Here is a 21,848-nt window from a genome sequence, read left to right on the forward strand (position 1 = left end):
AAGCGCTCGTGATGCCGCTACAGGCGAACTTCGGCACGGCTCGCACGCTCTGTCGCCGACGCACCGTGACGGAGTGAATGATGCCGCGCCTTTTCCTGATCCTGCCGGCCCTGTTGCTGCTGAGCCTCGCCGCCTGCCAGCGGGAAGGTCCGGCGGAGCGCGCCGGCCGCAGCCTCGACAAGGCGGGGCAGACGGTGCGCGACACCGTCGATCCGCCGAAAGGCCCGGCCGAGCGTCTCGGCCGTTCGGTCGATCGCACGATCAACTAGCCGGCTGCGCGGCCCTCATGGGAGAATCCATGTGGGCCGCGGATCGGCAGACGGTTCAATAGTCCCGCTGTCACCCAGTTGGGCAGGAGCGTCATTGCCCTGCATCATCCCCCATGATGCAGGACAGATTTGCTCACTCAGACCCGGTCGGGACAGTCAGACATGCCGGTCGGCATCGCTCGTCCGCAACACCGGCTCGTGCTTCGCATCCGGCCCGATCATGTCGTGCAGCACGGCGGCGGCAAGGGAGGGGGTGAAGGGCTTGGCGAGGAAGCGCGAGCCGTTCACCGCCTGTCCTTCCTCCGCGCCGCCATAGCGACCCGAGGCGTAGACGACCGGCAGCTGCGGCCGGATCACCCGCGCCGCCCGCGCCAGCGCGAATCCATCGGAACCGCCCGGCAGGTTGATGTCGGTCAGCATCGCCGCGATATCGTCGCGGTCGCAGACAAGCGTCAGCGCCTCCTTCGCATCGGCGGCCTCCAGCACCTCGAAGCCGCCATCACTGAGCGCATCGACCAATGTAAGACGAACAAGAAAGTCATCCTCGACCACGAGCAGCACGGGTGGTTCGGCCTGCATTCCCTGGGTTCCCCCTGCCTCGCCCTAGGCAAGCGCCGACTTCCGGCTCCGTTGCCCTGCAGCGCTGTGACGAGCGCGTGACTGCGCCGTCACCCCTGCGTCCATTGCATGATCGAAAAACCTGCTTACGCACTGCTTTCCGTTGCATCGCGGAGACAATTTGTCACGCCACCGCTGCCGTTCCGCAAACCTGCTGGGAAGTTTCTATGGCATGAGCGCGTGGCGCGCATCTTCACACAGCAGCACTCTTAAGAAGATGTGATCCCGTCGTCATGCGTCGCATTGCGATGTGGCAATGCCCGGTATGGCTGCATATCACTTCGAGAGGATCGAGTTGCCGACGCAAGGATCGACGACCGCGGCGGATCGTCGATGGCGGGCGATGCCGCATCATGCGCGCCGGCATCGACGACGCCGTCATGATGCCCGCTACGGCACAATCGCCATATCGCAACGTCTAGTCAGCGTCGCCGCGATGGGCAATGGCGTCCGTCGTGGCGAGGCCACGTCTCCGCATAACCACGAACGGACAGTATTGCGAAGTTGCTTTCACATGGCGGCAGCGTCGCAATGCGACGACGGAACACAGGTGCTGCACCGTCCTGCGAGCATCGGCGAAAGGGCGCGTGTCGGCGGCCGCGCCGCGCGGGCCCGCGACGATCGCGCGCAGCCGCGACCCGCTTAGCCGATCTCGCGCCGGGGCAGACGCACGCAGAGCGGCACTGCGGGACCGGCCTTCGCCCGCAGCCGCTTCGGCCGTCGCGCCGCGCCACGCTTGTCGGCGCTCACCGCCGTATCCCGGCGCAGGCTGGTGAGGCAGGGCGACCGTGGCTCCCGAGTCACCGGCGCCATGCGGAAGGCATGCGTGATGCGCGGCACCGCCACCTCCTCGGTCGGCTCGGGCAGCGGCGGCAGGATGCGCGGCACGCGCAGGGCCGGCCGCCGCGGCGGCGGCTTCTGGCCGGCGGATTTCACCATGACCAGCGCCCCGGTCGCCCGCGCCTCGCCGGGCAACATCGCGGGGGCCGTGGCGAGCAGGATGGCAGCCAGGCACAGCCCGGCCCATCCCGCGCGCGCCCGGCCGCAACCGACCCTCTCCGCCAGGCGCGAGGGCAGCGCGTCGGACCGCCGGAGTGCGTCCTCCGGCCAACCATGGGCAGACGTCATCACCACCGCGCTATCACGCAGGCCGACCCCCGGCAAACCTTGTTTTTCCGCATCGACCGGCTACCGCCATCCGGGCCGCCGCAAATCCGACCAGATGCGCAGGCATTCTGTACCGGAATCGGGAGTGAAGCCATGCGCCGCCTGCCCCGCCGCGCAGTCCTCGCCGCCCTGCCTGGCCTGGCGGCCGGACCTGGCCGGGCGCAGCCATCCGCGCCGGAGGCCTATCCCGCCGCGCCGGTAACCCTGGTCGCGCCCTTCTCCGCGGGCGGCGCCGCCGACCAGACGGCGCGGCTACTGGCCCGCCACGCGCCGGCGCATCTGCCGAATCGCGGCGCGCAACTGGTGGTGGAGAACAAGACCGGCGCCTCGGGCGCCATCGGCACGCAATACGTCGCCCGGGCCCGGCCGGACGGGCTGACCCTGCTGGCGGCGCGCGTCGCCTCGGCCGCGATCCTGCCGGCCATCGACCCCCGCACCCCCTATGCCTGGGACGAGTTCACCATGCTCGGCCTGCTGGAGGAGACGCCCTTCGTGGTCTGCGTCCGGGCCGATTCGCCTTGGGACCGGCTGCAGGACCTGCTCAACGTGCTGCGGGAGCAGCCAGGCCGTATCGCCTTCGCGACCACCGGGCCGGCGACAGTGCAGGATCTCGGCATGCGGCACCTCTTCGCCACGGCCGGCCTGCCGATCGATGCCGGGCTGGCGATGCCCTTCCGCGGCGGCGGCGAGGCGGTGGCGGCGCTGCTCGATGGCCGCGTGCAGGTGCTCGGCACCAATTTGAACGAGGCCTTGCCGCCGCTGCGCGACGGTCGGCTGCGCGGCCTCGTCATCGGCACGACCGAGCGGCTGCGGGTGCTGCCGGCCGTGCCCATGGCGCGGGAGGTCGAGATGCCGGCCCTGGTCAGCGTCACCGGCTGGAGCGCCCTCTTCGCCCCGCCGGCCCTCGCGGAGGCACCGCGCCGCGCTTGGCTGGCGGCGCTCGCGGCCCTGCGCGAGGACGCCGCCTGGCAGGGGGCGGTGCGGGCCGCCGGCGGCATCCCTCGCCTGCTGCCGCCCGAGGAGACGCGCGACTATGTCCGCGGCCAGGTGACCTTCTACCGCGATCTCGGCCGCCGGCTCGGCCTGATCTGATGCCAAGCGAACCGGAGGTTCGCGCCCGGCGTCCGAGGGGGCCCTCATGCGGCCACGCATGAGGGCCAGCGGTATGACCCTGCCGGGCCATTCCCACCGGCCCGCGATCCGCTGTACGCTGCCCGGAGCGGGGTCGGCCCGACCCTGAGATGCGGCTGCAAATCCCGGCCCGGATGCCCTGCCCGCCCCGCCCTCCCTGGCCCGCGGCCGCCAGGTCGCGCGGGGTCAGTGTGCGCGCCGGCCACCGGGCAAGCCCGTGGGAGCGCAGGCGATGGATGGCACGACCGGGATGGAGGCTTTGCAGGCAGCGGCGCTCGCGGCCCGCTATGGCGGGGCGGTGCCGCAGGCCGGCCCCTGGAACGCGACCATCGCCGGACTGCTCGGCCACCGCTCGGTGCGCGGCTACCGTCCCGATCCGGTGCCACCCGGCACGCTGGCGACACTGATCGCCGCAGCGCAATCCGCCGCCACCTCCTCGAACCTGCAGACCTGGTCGGTGGTGGCGGTCGGGGATCCCGCGACACGCGCGGCGATGGCGGAGATCGCCGGCGGGCAGGCGCATATCACCGAATGCCCGCTCTTCCTCGTCTTCCTCGCCGATGTCTCGCGCAACGCGCGGCTGGGCGAGGCCGAGGGGCGTGAACTCGAGGGCCTGCCCTACCTCGAGACCTTCCTCGTCGCCGCCATCGATGCCGCGCTGGCGGCGCAAAATGCCGTGGTGGCGGCCGAGAGCCTCGGCCTCTCGACCGTCTATATCGGGGCGCTGCGCAACGACCCGACGCGGGTGGCCAAGCTGCTCGGCCTGCCGCCCGGCGCCGCCGGCGTCTTCGGCCTCTGCATCGGCTACCCGAAGCCTGGCGCCGAAGGCGAGGTGAAGCCGCGGCTGCCGCAATCCGTGGTGCTGCATCACGGTCGCTACGATGCCGGCGCCGAGCCGGCGGCGAGGGCGGCCTACGACGCCGAGATGTCCGCCTTCTCCCGCCGCAACGAGATGGCGGCCGATAGCTGGACCCAGCGGGTGATCGCCCGGATCGGCACCATCCGGGCGCTGCGCGGCCGCGACCACCTGGCGGCGACGCTGCGGAGCCTCGGCTTCCCGCTGCGCTAGACCATGATCCGCTCACACAGGTTCACGAACCATGGTCCAGGCCGTTGTTTGATCGCGTGATTCATGCCTGCGGTGAGTCACCTCAGGCGATCGCGCCTAGAGCAGATCCCGTTCGAGTGGAAACATCCGAACGGGTGAAGATGCTCTGAAAGCGAGAGGCCAGAGCATCTGCCGTAAGCGCAGGTGACCGGAAATGCTCTAAGCCGCCACCCTGGCGCGGAGGTTAGCGCCCGCGCCCGGTCTTCTCCTGCAGCGCGTCAATGCGGCGGGAGGCCTCGGCCTTGGTGAGGCCAGGATCGAAAGGCTCGCCGGCCTCCTCGCTCAGGGTCTTCAGGTAACTCGCCTGAGCGCCGGTCATTTCCTCCTCCCCGGTGGTCCAGTCCGCCGGATCCTTGATGGTGTTGGACCCCGGCTCCGGGTCGCGCTTCGGATTCTCGTCCTGCTGCGGCTGCGCCTGCTTCGCCATGCTGCTCTCCTTCGGTGCTGGCTCTCTGTTCCTTTAACGTTCACACCGGCGCCGCGTTTCTTGACATGGCACATGAAGCAATTGCTGCGTTGCAGCATAAATGCACCGGCGTTGCTCACGATCGGCGGGCCGCCCCGACCCGGCTGCGGCCCCAAGAAGGATCCCCGCCTTGTCCCAGCCCCATCTCGACCTCGGCGATCTGGTCCGACGCAGCCAAGCCATGACACGCGCCGCCGGCCTCGCCGGCCCGCCGGCGGGGGACGGCGCGCTGCGCGAGATCGGCGAGTTCGGCCCCAATCCCGGCCAGCTCCGCATGCTGGCCTTCGTGCCGCCGGGACTGCCGGCCGGCGCGCCGCTCGTCCTCGTCCTGCATGGCTGCGGCCAGACCGCCGGCGGCTATGACCGCGGCAGCGGCTGGTCGGCGCTGGCCGCCCGGCTCGGCTTCGCCCTGGTCTTCCCCGAGCAGCGGCCGACCAACAACCCGAATCGCTGCTTCAACTGGTTCAGGCCGGCCGATACCCGGCGCGACGCCGGCGAGGCGGCCTCGATCCGGCAGATGGTGGCCTGGATGCTGGCGCGGCACCGGCTCGATCCGCGCCGGGTCTTCGTCACCGGCCTCTCCGCCGGCGGCGCCATGGCCTCGGTGATGCTGGCCGCCTATCCCGACGGCTTCGCCGCCGGCGCCATCATTGCCGGCCTGCCCTATGGCGCGGCGCAGTCCATCCCCGAGGCCTTCGAGGCCATGGCCACCGGCCGTCCCCGCCCGCCCGAGGCCTGGGCCGAGGCGGTGCGCCGCGCCTCGCCGCATCGCGGCCCCTGGCCGCGCGTCTCGATCTGGCAGGGCAGCGCCGATGCCACCGTGCGCCCGGTCAATGCCGAGCAGATCCTGGCGCAGTGGCGCGCCCTGCACGGGCCGGCCGCGACCGCCGAGGCCGAGCGGCTGCTCGCGCCCGGCCACCGCCTCGCCCTCTGGCGCGGCTCGGATGGCCGGGTGTTGATCGAGCTGCATCGGATCGAGGGCATGGGTCATGGCGTGCCGATCGCGCCGCAGGCCGGCGCGCCGCCGCTCGGCGAGGCGGGGCCCTTCATGCTCGATGTCGGCATCGCCTCGACCGCGGCGATCGCCGCGTTCTTCGGCCTCGGCGCCGCGCCCGCCGCCGAGGCGGCCCCGGCCAAGCCCCTGCCCAACCCCTCCTCTGGCCCGGCCCCCGGCTTGCTGGACCGCATTGACCCAAGGCCCCTGCTGCGGCGCGCCCTGCGCGCCGCCGGCCTGCTGGACCGCTGATCCGGGCACGCGCATCCTGCGCCCACTCACGGAGGAAGACCCATGGAGCACCGCAGCCTCGGCCGCAGCGGCCTCACCGTCCCGCCCATCGTCTTCGGCGGCAACGTCTTCGGCTGGACCCTCGACAAGGCGGCCTCGCACCGCATCCTCGACCAGCTCGTCGAGGTCGGGCTCACCGCGATCGACACCGCCGACATGTATTCCGCCTGGGCGCCGGGCAATCAGGGCGGCGAGAGCGAGAGCATCATCGGCGACTGGCTCGCCGCGCGCGGCAACCGCAGCCGGGTCACGATCTTCACCAAGGTCGGCATGAAGATGGGCAATGGCAGGGAAGGCCTGTCGCCCGCCTGGATCCGCGAGGAGGTCGATGCCTCCCTCAAGCGCCTCCGGACCGACGTGATCGATCTCTACCAGGCGCACAAGGACGACCCGGAGACGCCGCTCGAGGACACGCTCGGCACCTTCGCCGAGCTGGTGCAGGCCGGCAAGGTGCGGGCCATCGGCGCCTCCAACTACACCGCGCCGCGGCTGCGGCAGGCGCTCGAGACCAGCGCCCGGCTCGGCCTGCCGCGCTACGAATCGCTGCAGCCGCACTACAACCTGATGGAGCGCGCCGGCTTCGAGGCGGAGCTCGGCCCGCTCTGCCAGGAGCAGGGGCTCGGCGTCGTCAACTACTACGCGCTGGCCTCCGGCTTCCTCTCGGGCAAGTACCGGTCGGAGGCGGATTTCGGCAAGAGCGCCCGCGGCGGCGGCATGGCGAAGTACCTGACGCCGCGCGGCAAGGCGGTGCTCGGCGCGCTCGACGCCGTCGCCGGCGAGCTCTCAGCGACCCCGGCCCAGGTGGCGCTCGCCTGGCTGCGCGCCAAGCCCGCCATCACCGCGCCGATCGCCAGCGCCACCAGCGCGGCGCAGGTGGACGATCTGGTGAAGGCGGCCAAGCTGGTCCTGCCGGCCGAGGCGGTGGCGAAGCTCGACGCGGCGAGCGCCTGACCCGGTGACACCTCGCGGCCGGCGTGCCGGGCGGGTATGACCGGCCCCTGCTGCGACAGGCAGGGAGAGGATGGCATGATCCGGCAGACGAGCGCGGCGGCGAGCGGCGGGGCGTGAGCGCCGCCTCCCCGCCGCAGCCGGTATCCTTGGCGGCGGCGGCGTGGCTCTGGCTGCGGATCGGCTGCCTCTCCTTCGGCGGACCGGCCGGGCAGATCGCGCTGCTGCACCGCGAGGTGGTGGAGGAGCGGCGCTGGGTCTCCGATGCCCGCTTCCTGCATGCGCTGAACGTCTGCACGCTGCTGCCGGGGCCGGAGGCGACGCAGCTCGCCACCTATCTCGGCTGGCTGCTGCATGGCGTGCCGGGCGGGCTGGCGGCCGGACTGCTCTTCCTGCTGCCCGGCGCGCTGGTGATGCTCGGGCTCTCCGCCCTCTATATCGGCTTCGGCGAGGTGCCGGCCATCGCCGGGCTGTTCTACGGCCTGCAATGCGCCGTGCTGGTGCTGGTGGTCGAGGCGCTGCTGCGGCTTGCGCGCCGCACGCTGGCGGGGCCGCCGGCCCTGGCCGTCGCACTCGGCGCTTTCCTCGCGCTCGCCTTCTTCGGCCTGCCCTTCCCGCTGGTCGTCCTGGCGGCCGGGCTGGTGGGGCTGCTCTGGCCCGCCGGCTTCCTCGCCGATCATGGCCGCGCGGCGAAGCCTGGGCCGCCCGTCCTGCTCGACCTGCTGCTGGCGGCGGAGCCGGACCGCATCGCCCGCGCCGCCGGTCCGGCGCGGCGGGCGGGCCTGCTGGCGCTTCTCCTCTGGCTCCTGCCGGTCGTCCTGCTGGCGGGGCATCCGCCCTGGGGCGACCTCGCCTGGTTCTTCGCCAAGCTTGCCGTCGTCACCTTCGGCGGCGCCTATGCGGTGCTTGCCTATGCCGCGCAGCAGGCGGTCGAGCAGCATCACTGGCTGAGCGCGGCGCAGATGCTGGCCGGGCTCGGCCTGGCCGAGACCACGCCGGGGCCGCTCATCCTGGTGCTGCAATTCATCGGCACCCTGGCCGGCCATGCGGCGGCGGGCCTGCTTGGCGGCCTGGCCGGCGCGGCGCTGACGCTCTGGGTGACCTTCCTGCCCTGTTTCGCCTGGATCTTCCTGGCCGCGCCGCATGCCGAGCAGCTGCACGAGGCGGCGCGGCTGCGGGGGGCGCTCGCGGCGGTGACGGCGGCTCTGGTCGGCGTCATCGCCAGCCTCGCGCTGTGGTTCGGGCTGCGGGTGCTGTTCGGCGCGCTGCGCGAGGTCACGCTCGGACCGCTGCGGCTGGAGCTGCCGCTGGCGGCCAGCCTCGACCCGGTGGCGGCGCTGCTGGTGCTGCTGGCGGCGGTCTGCCTGCTGCGCATGCGCGTGCCGATGCTGCGGAGCCTCGCCCTCACCGCCCTGGCGGGGATGGTGCTGCGGCTCGCCTTCGGCTGGCTGCTCGGCCGGCCTTAGACCATGATCCGCTCACACAGGGTCGCGGATCATGGTCCAGGCCGTTGCTTGATCGCGTGAGTCTCGACCTTCGGTGAGTCCACCTTAAGCGATCACGCTCTGGAATCCCCCACGAAGCCGCTTCGCGGCTCCGTGGGGACCCCATGAGGTTTCCTCTTGCCCAGAATCCGTCACGGCCTGCCACGGCGAAGCCGCGGCAGGGCTACGGGTGGCGACGCTTCCGACAGGCGCTTCTCATGCCTTGGTCAGGCGGGAGCGCCGGACCTCAGGCCTTGCCGCCCGCGGTCCGCCGCTCGTCATGCGGCAGCGGCTCGAGTTCCTCGGCCGCCGGCGCCTCGCGCGCATCGGGCCCGCGCGCGACCTCGACCGGGAAGCGGAGCGTGCAGATCGTGCCGCCGACCTCGCCGCCGCAAAGCTCCACCCGGCCGCCGAGCTGACCGGCCAGGGCCTGCACCAGACGCATGCCGCTGCCGCCCTCGAGCCCGGCGCGCCGCTCGGCGCCGAGCCCGACGCCGTTATCCGAGACGACCAGCCGGTACTGGCTGTCCTCCCGCCGGAAGCCGACCCGTACGATGCCGCCGCGATCAGGCGGAAAGGCGTATTTCAGGGCGTTGGTGACGAGCTCGTTCACCACCAGGCCAAGATCGCCTGCCACCGCGACGGGCAGCGGATGCGCCTCGGCCTGGGCAGTCAGGGCGATGCCGCTCTGCGGCCCGAGGGCGGCGCCGATATCGTCCACCAGCCCTTCGAGGAAGATGCGGCTATCCACCCGGCCGCCGTTCCGCCGCGTCGCCAGCCGGCGATGCACCCGGCCGAGCACCTGGATGCGCCCCGCCGCCTGCAGCAGCGCCGCCGCCGCGGCCGGGTCGGCCCCCGCCTGGGCCTGCAACAGGCTGATGAGCCGCTGCATGTCGTTACGGACCCGGTGGGACATCTCCTCGAGCAGCAGGCCGCGCTGGCGCGCCACCGCCTCGGTGCCGCGCAGCCTTCCGGCCAGGCGGGCGAGCCGGCCACGCGGCAGGGCGATCGCCGCCGCCAGCGCCTTGGCGAGCGCAAACCAGAGCACGGCGCGCAGCAGCGTCGCCAAATCGAGCCCGCCTGCCGCGGCGGCCGGAAGCAGCAGCGAGACGAAGCCGGCCGCTGCGGCGGCCAGCCCGGCCCCAAGGCCCAGCCCATAGGCGGCGGCGGCCACGGCGGCGATGAGCAGGAGTTGGCATTCCGCGACGCCGAAACCCGGAATGCTCCGCGCCCCGAGGCCGACCGCGAGCGCCAGTGCGATCCCGCCCGCGATGCGCAGGACCGGACGCCAGGGAGCGAGGAGCGCGAGCGGCGATTTGGCTGTCTCGTACAGGATGCGTCCCTCTGTGACGCGGCCGGAATGGGCGGCGGCTGGTGCCTCCTGAGGTCGTGAAACGCGGCAGGCCCGCGCGGGCTGCCGCGACAATTCTAGAAATCTGGCTGTTGCCGCCCGGGGCGGCGCTAACAGACGGCCTCAGAGCGTATCGCCGCAGGGTGAAGTCACCCGAAGGCGAGACTCAGTGCTGCAAACAATGCTCTAGACCATGGTCCAGGCCGTTGTTTGATCGCGTGAGTCACGCTTTTCGGTATTTCCACCGCAAGCGATCGCGCTCTAGCGGCCGGCGAGGGCGGCGACCATCCGCCGCAGCCCGACCGCCTGCTGCCGCAGCCAGCCGCCGCTCGCCAGCGCCTCCGGCTCCTCCGGCGTGCCGGTCGGGGGGAAGACGCCACGGCGGAAATCCGCGGTGCCGAAAAGCCAGTCCCAGACCGGCAGCAGCACCGCGTAGTTTTTGCCATGCGCTCCAGCCGAGAGCGGCGCGTGGTGCAGCCGGTGGAAGCGCGGCGAGACCAGCAGCCGCTCGCCGAGCCGGCCGTAATCCAGCCGGACATTGGCATGGCTGAGGCTCTCGGCGAGGCGGAGCAGCAGGACGATCAGCGGGAACTGCCCGGGCGGCACGCCGATCAGCAGCGCGATGGCGCCGAACCAGACCGCGGCCAGCACGTCGTCGAGCACGTGGTTGCGGTCGTCGGTCCAGAAGGTCATCTGCCGCTGGGCATGGTGGATGGCGTGCAGCGCCCACCACCAGCGCAGCCCGTGCTGCGCCCGGTGCCGCCAGTACTCGGCGAAGTCGAGGATGACGACATAGGCGGCGAAGGCGAGCAGCGGCTGCTCGCGCAGCAGCGGGACCAGCTCCTCGAGGGTCGGCGGCAGCAGCCCCGCCTCGGTCAGCCAGGCCTCCCAGGCGGTCTGGGCGGAGGCCAGCAGCACGAAGGCGAGCAGCGGCAGCAGGCCGAGCCGGCTGAGGAAGGTGTAGAGCATGTCGGTCCGCACCGCCTGGCGATCGGTGCGCGGCTCGACCGGCCGCCAGGCCTCGAGCGGCCGGCACACGGCCACGACGACGAGGATGCCGAACAGGCCGAAGAGCGCGAAGTCGAGCCAGGCATAGGCATCCTCCGCCCAGTCCATCAGCCCGAGCGCGTAGAGCAGCGGCTGCAGCGCGTGCTCGAAGATCCAGCCCGTGGCCTGCGCGTAGAGATCGGCGATGCGGCTCATCATCGGTCTGCTGCGGGCCTAGGACGGGCCGGCCGAGGCAATCCCCTCGGACGGCAGGATGGCGAAGCACAGCCCGCGCGCCTGCAGGCCGGCGATGATCTCCTCAAGCACCTCGGCGAAGGGCTCGCGGCGGCTGCGGACGCCCCAGTGCATCACCACCACCTCTCCCGGCCGGGTGCGGGCAATGGCGCGGCGGGCGAGCGCGGCATTGGGATGTTTGGCGCTGTCCAGCTCGTCGCCCCAGAAGCCGTTGGCGGTCCAGCCCTGGTGGTGCAGCCCGCAGGCAGCGGCCAGCGCCAGGGCGTTCGGCGTGGTGAAGCCGCCCGGCGCCCGCCAGAGCGGCAGCACCCGCGCCTCCGGCGCCATGGCGCGCAGCCGCTCCACCGGCCGGCGCAGCTCGGCGCAGAGCGCCGGCCCGTCGAGCACCGTCTCGCCCCCATTGCCCCCAGAGGCGTGGCGAGCGGCGTAGCGCACCCGGCCCGGCCCCGGATCGCCGCGGAAGTACCAGTGGTGCCAGGTATGGCTGGCGAAGGCATGGCCCTCGGCGGCGCGGGCGCGCCAGAAGGGCGCCCAGGCCTCGTCGAGCGTGCGGTCGCCGCGCCAGCTCGGCTCGTCGGCAAGGAAAAGGGTGGCCGGCACGCCGCGGCGGCGGAGGATGGCGGCGATCTGCTCCGCCTCGCGCCCCCAGCCGGTATCGATGGTGAGATAGACCTGGCCGCGGCAGGCGGGTTGCGCCGCGGCGGGGGCCGCGAGCGGCAGCGCCGCCGCGGCCAGCAGGGCGCGGCGCCTCATCGGCTCCAGAGGCGCCGCTGGCTCGCCGGCCGGGGCGCCGACGCGGCCGCCGCCTCGGGCCGCGCGGGCATGTCGTCCTCGGTCTGCACCAGGGGCGCCGGCGCGTCATGGGCCGGCTGCGCCGCCGGCAGCGTCTCCGAGACCGCGAGCGGCGGCAGCGGCGTCGCCCGCTTCTCGACGAAGATGCCGTGCGGCGAGCGGCCGACCGGGAAACTGTCGGTCTCGCCCGTCTTCGGGTCGATGACGGCGACGCGGGCGATCCAGCGCAGCGTCACCCAGAGCCGCCCCTCCGGGTCGAAGGCGATGCAGTCCGGCCCGCCCGGCAGCGGCCAGGTGACGCGGGGGTCGAGCGTCTCGGCATCGAGCACGGTGATGCGGCTGTCGACGCGGCTGTTGACGTAGAGCAGCTTGCCGTCGGGCGAGGGGAAGATGGTATGGGCGCCGCGGCCGACATAGATCCGGCGCTCGACCTTGCCGTCGGCCGGGCTCACCACGGCGACATGGTCGCTGCCCATCAGCCCGACCAGCAGCTTGCCGTTGTGCCAGGTGACGCCGGCCGGCTGCGGCCCGACATCCGCGGTCCAGAGCGGCTTCTGGGTGGCGAGGTCGATCGCCATCAAGCCGCGGGCGCCCTGCAGGGTGACGAAGACCGTGCGGCTGTCCGGAGTGTAGGCGAGATGGCTCGGCTTGTCCGGCACCTTCAGCCGGGCCAGCAGGGTGCGGCTGGCGGCCTCGTAGATGTCGACCTGATCGCGCCGCAGGCTGGTGACGACCAGCAGCTTGCCGTCCGGGCTGAGCTCCATGTGGTAGGGGTTGCTGAACCGGTCCCGCTTCAGCACCGTGGCCGAGGCCGGGTCGATGGCGATCAGCTCGTTGCCGCCGCTGTCGCCCACCAGCAGCTCGCCGCGGTCGGGCGTGAGGATCAGGTGGTGCGCCTCCCGCAGCACCGGGATGCGGCGGACCTCCTCCCGCGTGGTGCTCTCGATCACGCTGATGGAGGCGTCGGCGCTGTTCAGCACATAGACGAGGTCGGCCCGGGCAGTGGCGGGCACGAGGCCCGCCAGCCCGAGACAAAGCGCGAGGCGGGCGCGCCGCATGGCCCAGTATCCCTAACTACGGGCGGGAAAATCTCTCCGCCGGATCGCTAATGCAAGCTATCATTCCCGGGGCGGGCCATGGTGGTTCAGTCCGAGGCTGGCTCGAATTTCATCGCCACGCCATTCATGCAATAGCGCTCCCCCGTGGGCCGCGGGCCGTCCGGGAAGACATGGCCGAGATGGCCGCCGCAGCGGGCGCAATGCACCTCGGTCCGCACCATGAAGAGGCTCCGGTCGGTGGTGGTGCCGACCGCCCCCTCCTTCGGGGCCCAGAAGCTCGGCCAGCCCGAGCCGCTCTCGTACTTGGTGGCGGTGTCGAAGAGCGCCTGGCCGCAGCCGGCGCAGAGGAAGGTGCCGGGGCGCTTCTCGGCGTTCAGCGGGCTGCTGCCCGGCCGCTCGGTGGCGTGCTGGCGCAACACCCGGTAGCTGTCGGGCGGCAGTTCCGCCCGCCATTCGGCATCCGGCTTCTCCACCGGGTAATGCGCCTCGGGCGCTTCCTTGCGAAAGAGCGACATCGGCCCTCCTGTGCCTCAGGCCGCCGGCCGCTTGAGCCGGTCGGCATAGAGTTTCCTGAACTTCGCCACCTTGGGGGCGATCACCACCTGGCAATAGCCGCTCCAGGGGGTGCGGGCGAAGTAGTCCTGATGCTCCGGCTCGCCCGGCCAGTAGCGGTCGAAGGGCACCAGCTCGGTGACGAGCGGGGCGCCCCAGATGTCCTGCGCCGTCACCTCCGCCATCACCCGCTCCGCCGCCGCCTTCTGCTCCGGCGAATGATGGAGGACGATGGAGCGGTATTGCGGCCCGATATCGTTGCCCTGGCGGTCCTTGGTGGTCGGGTCGTGGATGGTGAAGAAGACCCGCAGCAGATCCTCGTAGGAGATCACCGCCGGATCGAAGGTGACCTGCACCACCTCGGCATGGCCGGTGCGCTTGCCGCAGACCATCTCGTAGCTGGGATTTTCCACATGCCCGCCGGCATAGCCGGAATGCACCGCCGTGACGCCCTTGAGGTCGCGGAACACCGCATCCAGGCACCAGAAGCAGCCGCCCCCCAGGGTGGCGACCTCGGTAGTGCCCGTGGGCCTCGTCCCGCTCGTGCCTCCGCTCATGCCCTTACCTCCCGCTTCGTCCTGGCCCCATAGATAGGGAGCCCCGGCCCGCGGTGCAGCGCCCCGCCCCAAACGCCCCATGCCAGGCGGCGCCCGGGCATGGACGCCGCGCCCGCCGCGGGCGAGACTCGCGCCTGGGATGGAGCGGGGAGCCGGCGATGGGCCTGAAGCGCATGGTGCTGCAGATCGGCATGGGGACCGATATCCGCGGCGGCGAGCCGACCAAGGCCGCGGTGCGGGCGCTGCGCGACGCGCTCTGGCACAACTCGCTCACCGTCACCCATGCCCTCGGCGTCGACGTCGATTCCATGCAGGTGAAGGTGACCATCGGGGTGCCGCATCCGGAGCAAGTCGACCGGGAGGCGGTGCTGGCGGTGCTGCCGCACGGCACCGGCACGGTGGAGGTGGTCGCGGGCGGGCTCGAGATTCCGACCGAGGATGGCAGCGGCGTCACCCTGCTCGCCCAGGCGGCGGCCGAGGTCTTTCTCGACCTACCCGGGCCGGCGCCGGCGGGAGGCCGGGCATGAGCGCGCCCAAGGCCAGCCCGCGCCGCGTCATCCTCGAGCTCGGCACCGGCAACGACCTGCATGGCGGCGACTACACCAAGGCGGCGCTGCGGGCGGTGCAGGACGCGCTGCACCATTCCTCCCTCACCATGCTGCGCTCCCTCGGCGTCGATCCGGCGGCGATGCTGGTGGAGGTGACCATCGGCGTGCAGCGCCCGGAGCGGGTGGAGGCGGAGCGGGTCCGCGCCTCCCTGCCGCATGGCCAGGTGACGGTCCGGGTGGTGCGGGGCGGGCTGGACGTGCCCGATCCCGGCCGCGACGACCCGGCGGTGATCGCCAGCGCCGCCATCGCGGTGCGGCTGCCGCTGTAGAACTCCCCACAACACCGCTTCGCGGCCTTGCGGGGGCCCCGTAGGGTTCCCTCCTGCCCAAGGCGCGCCACAGCCTGCTGCGGCAAAGCCGCAGCAGGGCAACGGGAGGCGATGGCTTTGATGGGCGCCTTTGGTGCCCGACCTTCGAGGGCGCTGCCGTCACGCCCCCGGCAGGATCTCGCGCAGCCGCTCGGCCGGCCGGCAGAGCCTCGTGCCGCCGGGGGCGATCACGAAGGGCCGGTTGATCAGCACCGGATGCGCGAGCATCGCCTCCAGCAGCGCCGCCTCGTCCACCCCCGGATCCTTGAGCCCGAGTTCGGCGGCGAGCCTCTCCTTCGCCCGCAGCGCCTCGCGGACCGTGAGGCCGGCGGCGGCGATGGTCGCCCGCAGCGTCTCCCGGTCGGGCCGCGATTGCAGGTAGGGGACGATGCGCGGCTCGATGCCGGCGGCGCGGATCATCGCCAGCGTGGTGCGCGAGGTCCCGCAGGAGGGGTTGTGCCAGATGGTGACGTCGCTCATGCGGGCCTCCCGGCCGGCGCCGCGCCGCAGTCGGCGGGGCGGCGCCGGCCCGTTGCTGTGCCTGCGGTCCGCCGGCCGGCGGACCGCGCGGGCGGCATCATCGCCCGGCTGCCCCAGGCGGTCATCCCGCGCTGTGCGCCGGCGCACAGCGCGCCGGGCGAAATTGCTGCAACGACGACAAACGAGGCGACACTTCCCCTCCGCCTCGATGCTGGCATTTCAGCCCTGGCCCCGGCCTTCCGCCACAGTGGATCGCCGGGGCCGGACTTCCAGACCAGGCATTGCAACCAGGGTGCATTAGGTCGCCGCGGCCGGTCTCTGCGCCGGCCGCGGCGGTCGCGAGAACGGGCCGCCACCCGTGCGACATCGACCCTCGCCGCCCCGGCGCCGCTTCGCCCCGCGGCTGCGGCATGCGATGCTGCGCCGCCGCCAAGCCGGGGGAGGAAGGATGTTCGCTGCGGGCCGCTGGCTGAACGAGCCGGCCGAATGGCGGGGCGATGCCGAGGGACTCGCCGTCGTCACCGACCATGGCGGCGATTTCTGGCGCGAGACGCATTACGGCTTCACCCGCGATAGCGGCCATTTCCTCGGCATCCCGGCCCCCGCCGCCTTCACCGCCACGCTGCGGGTGCAGGCGCGCTACGAGCAGCTCTACGACCAGGTCGGCCTCATGCTGCGGCGCGATGCCGCCACCTGGCTGAAGGCCGGCGTCGAATGGTCGGATGGCGAGGCGTTGCTCGGCAGCGTGCTCACCCTCGGCCGCTCCGACTGGGCGACCGGCCCCTGCCGCGGCGATCCCACCGATGTCTGGCTGCGCCTTACCCTCTCGGCCGGGGTGCTGCGCCTGCAGGCCTCGGGCGATGGGCGGCACTGGCCGCTGCTGCGGCTCTGCCCCTTTCCCTTGGAAGGCCCGCTGCTGGTCGGGCCGATGTGCTGCTCGCCGGAACGCGCCGGGCTGCGCGTGCGGTTCAGTGCCTTCTCCCTCGGCCCGGCCACGGACAAGGCCCTGCACGACCTGTCGTGATACTGATGGCCTCCATGCGTGACCGGATGAGGCCTCCTCAAGCGCCGGGCGCAAACCTCCGGTTTGCCTGGCTTCGCGGCGTCACGCCGTCAGGCGCGCCTCACGGCGTGACGGCGCGGGACCCGTTCGGGGCCTCGGACCGGTCAAGCGACCGGTCCGTTGATATGAGGCCCGTGCCCCTCTCCATCGGCCTCATCGCCTGATGCGCCTGCCGCTGCCGCGTAGCCCGAAGCGGGTGCTGCGGATCCTGCTGCTCGTCCTGCTCGCCGGGCCGCCCGGCCTGTTCCTTGTCTTCCGCTTCGTCCCGCCGCCGGTCACGCCATTGATGCTGATCCGCCTCGTCGAGGGGCATGGACTGCACAAGGATTGGGTCTCCTATGCCGAGATCGCGCCGGCGCTGGCCGAATCGGTCATCGCCGCCGAGGACAACCTGTTCTGCGAGCAGAGCATCGGCTTCGACCTCGCGGCGCTGCGCGGACAGATCGAAGCCTGGTGGCGGGGGGAGCGGCCGCGCGGCGCCAGCACCATCACCATGCAGACCGCGAAGAACCTGCTGCTCTGGCCGGGCCGCGACCCGCTGCGCAAGGCGATCGAGGCCTGGCTGACGCCGCAGCTCGCCCTGCTCTGGCCAAAGCGGCGGGTGCTCGAGGTGTATCTCAACATCGTCGAGTTCGGCCCCGGCACCTATGGCGCCGAGGCGGCGGCGCAGCGCTTCTTCGGCAAGCCGGCGCGGCTGCTGACGCGGCGGGAGGCGGCGCGACTCGCCGCCGTGCTGCCGAGCCCGCTGCACTGGTCGGCCGGCGCGCCGGACCCGGCCCTCCGCCAGCGCGCGGCGGTGATCGAGCGGCGCGTGCCGCAGCTCGGCCCGCTGCTCGACTGCGCGCATTAGAGCGTGATCGCTTGAGGTGGACTCACCGAAAAGCGAGCATCACGCGATCAAGCAACGGCCTGGACCATGATCCGCGATCCTGTGTGAGCGGATCATGGTCCAGCGCGGCGACCTACTGCCCCTTGCGGCGCATCTCCCGCAAAGCCGAGGGCTGCGGCCCGACCAGCTTGCGGATGGTGATGTAGAAGACCGGCGTGAAGAGCAGCCCGAACAGCGTCACGCCCATCATGCCGAAGAAGACCGCGGTGCCGACAGCGCGCCGCATCTCCGCCCCGGCGCCGCTGGCGATCACCAGCGGCAGCACGCCGAGGATGAAGGCGAGCGATGTCATCAGGATCGCCCGCAGCCGCAGCTTGCAGGCCTCGACCACGGCATCGACCGCGCTCAGCCCCTCCTCCTCCTCGCGCTGCTGGGCGAATTCGACGATGAGGATGGCATTCTTCGCCGCCAGCCCGACCAGCACCACGAAGCCGATCTGGGTCAGGATGTTCACCTCCTGCCCCAGCATCCGCACGCCGAGGGTCGAGGCCAGCAGGCACATCGGCACGATGAGGATGACGGCGAAGGGCAGGCTCCAGGAGCCGTATTGCGCGGCGAGGACGAGATAGACGAAGAGCACGCAGAGCGGGAAGACCAGCAGGCCGGCATTGCCGCTCTGGGTCTGCTCGAAGGACAGGTCGGTCCATTCGAAGCCGATGCCGTCCGGCAGCACGCGCCGGGCGGTGCGCTCGATCGCCGCATGCGCCGCGGCCGAGCCGAAGCCGGGGCGGATCTCACCGCCCAGCTCCGCCGCCGGATAGAGGTTGTAGCGCGGCACGCGCTGCGGCCCGGTGATCTCCCGCAGGGTCATGACATTGGCCAGCGGCACCATCTCGCCGGCATTGTTGCGGGTGAAGACGCGGGCGAGATCGGTGTCGAGGCGGCGGAATTCCGGCGCCGCCTGCGCCACCACGCGCCAGTTCCGGCCATAGGCGGTGAAGTCGTTGACGTAGGAGGAGCCGAGCAGGGTCTCGATGCTCTGGCTGAGGCGCGAGACCGGCACGCCGAGCATCTCGATGCGAGCGCGATCCACATCGACGGCGATCAGCGGCGAATCGATGCGGAAGGGCGTGTAGGCGCCGGCGATGCCGGGATGCTGCCGCAGCGCGGCGGCGAGGTTCCCGGCCGCCGCGGCCAGCGTCTCCGTGCCGCGGCCGGTGCGGTCCTCGAGCCGCAGCGCGAAGCCGCCGCTGCCGATGCCGGGCACGGCCGGCGGCGGGATGATCAGCACCGCCGCCTCCTGCAGCACCGAGAGGCGCCGGCGCAACTCGCGCATGATCCGCGGCGCCGTCAGCCCCTCGGCCGCCCGCTCGCTCCAGGGGGCGAAGACCGGCGTCAGCGTGCCCTGGTTGCCGCCCGCGGTGTTGGTCGCGCCGGAGACGCCGGCCAGGGCCGAGACACTGGCGATGCCGGGCACCTCGCGCGCGATCCGCGCCGCCTGCTCGACCACGGCGGTGGTGCGCGCCAGCGAGGCACCGCCGGGCAGCTCGATCGAGACGGTGGCGTAGCCGCGATCCTGCGCCGGCAGGAAGCCCTGCGGCGCCGAGATCAGCAGCCAGCCTGCGCCGAGGATCAGCAGGGCATAAAGGCCGAGCATCGGCAGGATGTGCCCGACCAGCCGCCGGGTGAGCGCGGCGTAGCCGCGCGATAGCCGGTCGAAGCCGCGGTTGAAGCGGGCCAGCAGCCAGCGCAGCAGCCGCGCCGGGCCGTGCCGGCGCGGCGGCGGACGCACCTCGTGCCGGCGCAGGATCAGCGTCGCCAGGGCCGGGCTCAGGGTGAGCGAGCAGAAGCAGGAGAGCGCCGTCGCCACCGCGATGGTGACGGCGAATTGCCGGAAGAAGCGGCCGGTGATGCCCTCGAGGAAGGCGGTCGGCACGAAGACGGCGCAGAGCACGAGGGCGATCGAGACCAGTGCGCCGCCCACCTCCAGCATGGTGGTGGAGGCGGCGCGCCGCACCTCCGGGTCGTTGCGGAGATGCCGGTCGACATTCTCGACCACGACGATGGCGTCGTCGACGACGATGCCGACCGCCAGCACCAGGCCGAACAGCGTCAGCACGTTCAGGGTGAAGCCGAAGGCCATCATCACGCCGAAGGTGCCAATCAGCGAGACCGGGATGGCGAGGATCGGGATCATCGCCGCCCGCCAGTTCTGCAGGAAGAGCAGCACCACGCAGACGACGAGGAAGATCGCCTCGCCGATCGTCTGCACCAGCTCGCGGATGCTCTCGGCGACGAAGCGGGTCGGGTCGTAGGCGATCTCCGCCCGGATGCCGGGCGGGAAGCCGGCGGTGATGGCGGCGAGCCGGTCGCGGATCTGCTGCGCCGTCGCCAGCGCGTTGGAGCCGGGACGCTGGGTCACCGCCAGGGCCACGGCCGGCCGGCCCTGCAACGTGCTCGCGGTGGTGTAGGAGGCGGCGCCGAGCTCCACCCGGCCGATATCGCCCAGCCGCAGCAGGCGGCCATCGGCGCCGGTGCGGATGACGATCGATTCGAACTCCGCCGGATCGGACAGGCGGCCGCGGAAGACGAGGTTCGGCTGGAAGGCCTGGTCGGCGACCGGCGGCTCGGCGATCTGCCCGCCCGCCACCTCGGCATTCTGCGCCTGCACCGCCGCGATCACGTCCTCGGCGATGACGTTGTTGGCCTGCATGCGGCCGGGGTCGAGCCAGACGCGCATGGCGTAGTCGCGCGCCCCCTGCATGTCGATATCGCCGATGCCGTCGATCCGCAGCAGCTCGTCGCGCACCTGGCGCAGGGCGAAGTTGGAGACGTAGAGCTGGTCGTAGCTGGCATCCGGCGAGCTGACGAAGATCACCATCAGCCGGTCGGTCGCCAGCTTGCGCGTCGTCACGCCCCAACGCCGCACCTCCTCCGGCAGGCGCGGCAGCGCCGCCGCCACCGCCCCCTGCACCAGGATCTGCGCCCGGTCGGGATCGGTGCCGAGGCCGAAGGTGACGACGAGGCTCATCCGCCCGTCGGCGGTGGATTGCGAGGACATGTAGAGCATGCCCTCGGTGCCGTTCACCTCCTGCTCGATCGGCGTCGCCACGGTGTTGGCGACCACCTGCGCCGAGGCCCCGGGATAGCCGGTGGCGACGACCACGGTCGGCGGCACCACGTCCGGATATTCCGAGATCGGCAGCGAGAGCATGGACAGCCCGCCGACAATCAGCAGCACCAGCGACAGGACGCAGGCGAGGACCGGCTGGCGGACGGAGAGGACGCCGAGATTGCTCAGGGCGCGGCCTCCGCCCCGGAGGCCCGCACCGGCGTCACCACCAGGCCGGAGCGGGCCTGCATCAGCCCGCTGATCACCACCTGCTCGTCGCCCTTGAGGCCGGCGCGGATCACCCGCTGCGTCCCCTCCAGCGGGCCGAGCGTGACCGGCCGCGCCAGCAGCGTGTTCTCCGGCCCCAGCACGTAGACGATGCGCCGCGACTGGTCGGTCGCCACCGCGGCGTCGGGGACCAGCAGCGCCTGGTAGGGCAGGCTGGCGACCAGGCGGAGCCGGGCGAAGATGCCGGGCGCGAACTGGTCCTGCGGGTTGGCGAAGCGCGCCCGCAGCCGGATGGTGCCGATGCCGGGATCGGCCTCGTTGTCGACGAAGACGACCTTCCCCTCATGCGGGAAGTCGGTCTCGTCGGCGAGGGCGAGCTTCACCGGATTGGCCACGTCGCGCGAGGAGGGCCGGCCGCCGGTCTCGGCCATGCGGGTGTAGCGCAGCGCCGCGCCCTGATCGATGTCGAAGACGACGTCGATCGGGTCCATGGTGACGATGGTGGCGAGCAGCGTCGCCGTGCTCGCCTCGCCGCCCGCGACGAGGTTGCCCGGGCTGACCAGGTGGCGGCCGATGCGGCCGGTGAGCGGCGCGCGGATCTCGGTGAATTCGAGGTCGAGCCGCGCCCGCTGCAACGCCGCCTCGGCCTGGGTGACCCCGGCCCGCGCCGCCTCCACCGCCTGGCTGCGCTGCTCGAGATTGGCCTCGGAGCCGGCGCGGTACTGCAGCAGGTTCTTCGCCCGCGCGAGCTCCTGCTCGGCCAGGCTGAGTTGCGAGCGGACGGCGACGAGCCGCGCCTCGGCCTCGGTGACGGTGGCGCGGAAGGGCCGCGGATCGATCCGGAACAGCAGGTCGCCGCGACGCACCACCTGGCCATCGGCGAAGCTCACCGCATCGAGGTAGCCGCTGACGCGGGCGCGGACCTCGATACGCTCGGTGCTGGCGAAGCGGCCGGTGAATTCGTCCCAGTCGGTGATCTCGCGCTTCAGCGGCGCCATGACAGTCACGCGCGGCGGTTCGGCGGCGGCGTCCTCCTCCGGCCGGTCGCAGCCGGCGAGCAGCGCGATCCCGAGTGCCACCGCCAGTCGCCAGCGGCGGGTTGGCCGGGCGAGACACTGTGTCATCGGGCCGGCCTCAGGCGTCGATCCGCGGGGCGGCGCATGGAAGCCCGTCATGCCGCATCGCCCCTCCC

At 72.2% G+C, this 21,848-nt stretch carries 22 protein-coding genes; 10 read left to right on the top strand and 12 right to left on the bottom strand.

The features are described from left to right. Positions 1-80: 80 nt before the first annotated feature. Positions 81-269, top strand: a complete 189-nt coding sequence (locus tag HJG45_RS01090; protein ID WP_171610230.1) for a hypothetical protein — start codon at positions 81-83, stop codon at positions 267-269. Between the two features lie 156 nt (positions 270-425). Here the strand turns inward: HJG45_RS01090 and HJG45_RS01095 are convergent, their stop codons facing one another. Both HJG45_RS01095 and HJG45_RS01100 read right to left on the bottom strand, forming a co-directional pair. Beyond that, positions 426-848, bottom strand: a complete 423-nt coding sequence (locus HJG45_RS01095) for a response regulator (protein WP_171610231.1) — start codon at positions 846-848, stop codon at positions 426-428. 681 nt (positions 849-1,529) lie between these two features. Beyond that, positions 1,530-2,015 (bottom strand): hypothetical protein, encoded by a 486-nt coding sequence (locus HJG45_RS01100; protein ID WP_171610232.1) that lies wholly within the window; start codon positions 2,013-2,015, stop codon positions 1,530-1,532. Positions 2,016-2,147: 132 nt separating this feature from the next. Here HJG45_RS01100 and HJG45_RS01105 point away from each other — a divergent pair, with 132 nt between their 5' ends. Together HJG45_RS01105 and HJG45_RS01110 are read left to right on the top strand one after the other, a co-directional pair. Continuing rightward, positions 2,148-3,146, top strand: a complete 999-nt coding sequence (locus HJG45_RS01105) for a tripartite tricarboxylate transporter substrate binding protein (protein WP_171610233.1) — start codon at positions 2,148-2,150, stop codon at positions 3,144-3,146. 271 nt (positions 3,147-3,417) lie between these two features. Further along, positions 3,418-4,254, top strand: a complete 837-nt coding sequence (locus HJG45_RS01110) for a nitroreductase family protein (protein WP_254452212.1) — start codon at positions 3,418-3,420, stop codon at positions 4,252-4,254. A gap of 223 nt (positions 4,255-4,477) precedes the next feature. Here HJG45_RS01110 and HJG45_RS01115 read toward each other — a convergent pair whose 3' ends face one another. After that, positions 4,478-4,720: a DUF3072 domain-containing protein gene (locus tag HJG45_RS01115; RefSeq protein WP_171610234.1), complete on the bottom strand. Its 243-nt coding sequence runs from the start codon at positions 4,718-4,720 to the stop codon at positions 4,478-4,480. Between the two features lie 169 nt (positions 4,721-4,889). Between HJG45_RS01115 and HJG45_RS01120 the strand changes: the two genes are divergently transcribed. From HJG45_RS01120 to chrA, 3 genes are all read left to right on the top strand, one after another. Beyond that, positions 4,890-6,005 carry a PHB depolymerase family esterase gene (locus tag HJG45_RS01120; RefSeq protein ID WP_171610235.1) on the top strand — a complete coding sequence of 372 codons (1,116 nt, stop codon included), beginning with the start codon at positions 4,890-4,892 and terminating at the stop codon, positions 6,003-6,005. Between the two features lie 42 nt (positions 6,006-6,047). Next, positions 6,048-6,995 carry an aldo/keto reductase gene (locus tag HJG45_RS01125; protein ID WP_171610236.1) on the top strand — a complete coding sequence of 316 codons (948 nt, stop codon included), beginning with the start codon at positions 6,048-6,050 and terminating at the stop codon, positions 6,993-6,995. Positions 6,996-7,108: 113 nt separating this feature from the next. Next, entirely contained in the window at positions 7,109-8,458 is a 1,350-nt protein-coding gene (gene chrA / locus HJG45_RS01130; RefSeq protein ID WP_171610237.1) for a chromate efflux transporter, read from the top strand. 265 nt (positions 8,459-8,723) lie between these two features. Here chrA and HJG45_RS01135 read toward each other — a convergent pair whose 3' ends face one another. The 6 genes from HJG45_RS01135 to msrA form a co-directional block, all read right to left on the bottom strand. Next, on the bottom strand, positions 8,724-9,902 hold the full coding sequence (locus tag HJG45_RS01135) for a sensor histidine kinase (protein ID WP_171610238.1): 1,179 nt from the start codon (positions 9,900-9,902) through the stop codon (positions 8,724-8,726). Positions 9,903-10,088: 186 nt separating this feature from the next. After that, positions 10,089-11,030, bottom strand: coding sequence for a sterol desaturase family protein (locus HJG45_RS01140; RefSeq protein WP_254452213.1), 942 nt, complete (start codon positions 11,028-11,030; stop codon positions 10,089-10,091). A gap of 18 nt (positions 11,031-11,048) precedes the next feature. After that, entirely contained in the window at positions 11,049-11,822 is a 774-nt protein-coding gene (locus HJG45_RS01145) for a polysaccharide deacetylase family protein (RefSeq protein ID WP_171610240.1), read from the bottom strand. Beyond that, positions 11,819-12,919, bottom strand: coding sequence for a YncE family protein (locus HJG45_RS01150; protein ID WP_217362785.1), 1,101 nt, complete (start codon positions 12,917-12,919; stop codon positions 11,819-11,821). Before HJG45_RS01150 ends, HJG45_RS01145 begins: the two co-directional genes overlap by 4 nt. An 86-nt stretch (positions 12,920-13,005) precedes the next feature. Then, positions 13,006-13,434, bottom strand: coding sequence for a peptide-methionine (R)-S-oxide reductase MsrB (gene msrB / locus HJG45_RS01155; protein WP_171610241.1), 429 nt, complete (start codon positions 13,432-13,434; stop codon positions 13,006-13,008). 15 nt (positions 13,435-13,449) lie between these two features. After that, positions 13,450-14,028, bottom strand: a complete 579-nt coding sequence (gene msrA / locus HJG45_RS01160) for a peptide-methionine (S)-S-oxide reductase MsrA (protein WP_171610242.1) — start codon at positions 14,026-14,028, stop codon at positions 13,450-13,452. A gap of 158 nt (positions 14,029-14,186) precedes the next feature. On the opposite strand from msrA, the gene HJG45_RS01165 reads away from it, so the two are divergent. Continuing rightward, positions 14,187-14,555 carry a Lin0512 family protein gene (locus HJG45_RS01165; protein ID WP_171610243.1) on the top strand — a complete coding sequence of 123 codons (369 nt, stop codon included), beginning with the start codon at positions 14,187-14,189 and terminating at the stop codon, positions 14,553-14,555. Then, positions 14,552-14,905: a Lin0512 family protein gene (locus HJG45_RS01170; protein ID WP_171610244.1), complete on the top strand. Its 354-nt coding sequence runs from the start codon at positions 14,552-14,554 to the stop codon at positions 14,903-14,905. Before HJG45_RS01165 ends, HJG45_RS01170 begins: the two co-directional genes overlap by 4 nt. A 159-nt stretch (positions 14,906-15,064) precedes the next feature. Here the strand turns inward: HJG45_RS01170 and arsC are convergent, their stop codons facing one another. Then, on the bottom strand, positions 15,065-15,424 hold the full coding sequence (arsC, locus tag HJG45_RS01175) for an arsenate reductase (glutaredoxin) (RefSeq protein ID WP_171610245.1): 360 nt from the start codon (positions 15,422-15,424) through the stop codon (positions 15,065-15,067). A 448-nt stretch (positions 15,425-15,872) separates the two neighbouring features. Between arsC and HJG45_RS01180 the strand changes: the two genes are divergently transcribed. After that, positions 15,873-16,448, top strand: coding sequence for a DUF1349 domain-containing protein (locus tag HJG45_RS01180; RefSeq protein ID WP_171610246.1), 576 nt, complete (start codon positions 15,873-15,875; stop codon positions 16,446-16,448). A gap of 202 nt (positions 16,449-16,650) precedes the next feature. Then, positions 16,651-17,337: a monofunctional biosynthetic peptidoglycan transglycosylase gene (gene mtgA, locus HJG45_RS01185; RefSeq protein WP_171610247.1), complete on the top strand. Its 687-nt coding sequence runs from the start codon at positions 16,651-16,653 to the stop codon at positions 17,335-17,337. Positions 17,338-17,449: 112 nt separating this feature from the next. On the opposite strand, the gene HJG45_RS01190 is transcribed toward mtgA, so the two are convergent. Both HJG45_RS01190 and HJG45_RS01195 read right to left on the bottom strand, forming a co-directional pair. Next, entirely contained in the window at positions 17,450-20,617 is a 3,168-nt protein-coding gene (locus tag HJG45_RS01190) for an efflux RND transporter permease subunit (RefSeq protein ID WP_171610650.1), read from the bottom strand. Next, a complete protein-coding gene (locus tag HJG45_RS01195) occupies positions 20,614-21,735 on the bottom strand; it encodes an efflux RND transporter periplasmic adaptor subunit (RefSeq protein ID WP_368040486.1) in 1,122 nt (373 codons plus the stop codon). Before HJG45_RS01195 ends, HJG45_RS01190 begins: the two co-directional genes overlap by 4 nt. Positions 21,736-21,848: the final 113 nt, after the last annotated feature.

Source organism: Roseicella sp. DB1501 (genome assembly GCF_013112485.1).
Lineage (GTDB): Bacteria > Pseudomonadota > Alphaproteobacteria > Acetobacterales > Acetobacteraceae > Paracraurococcus.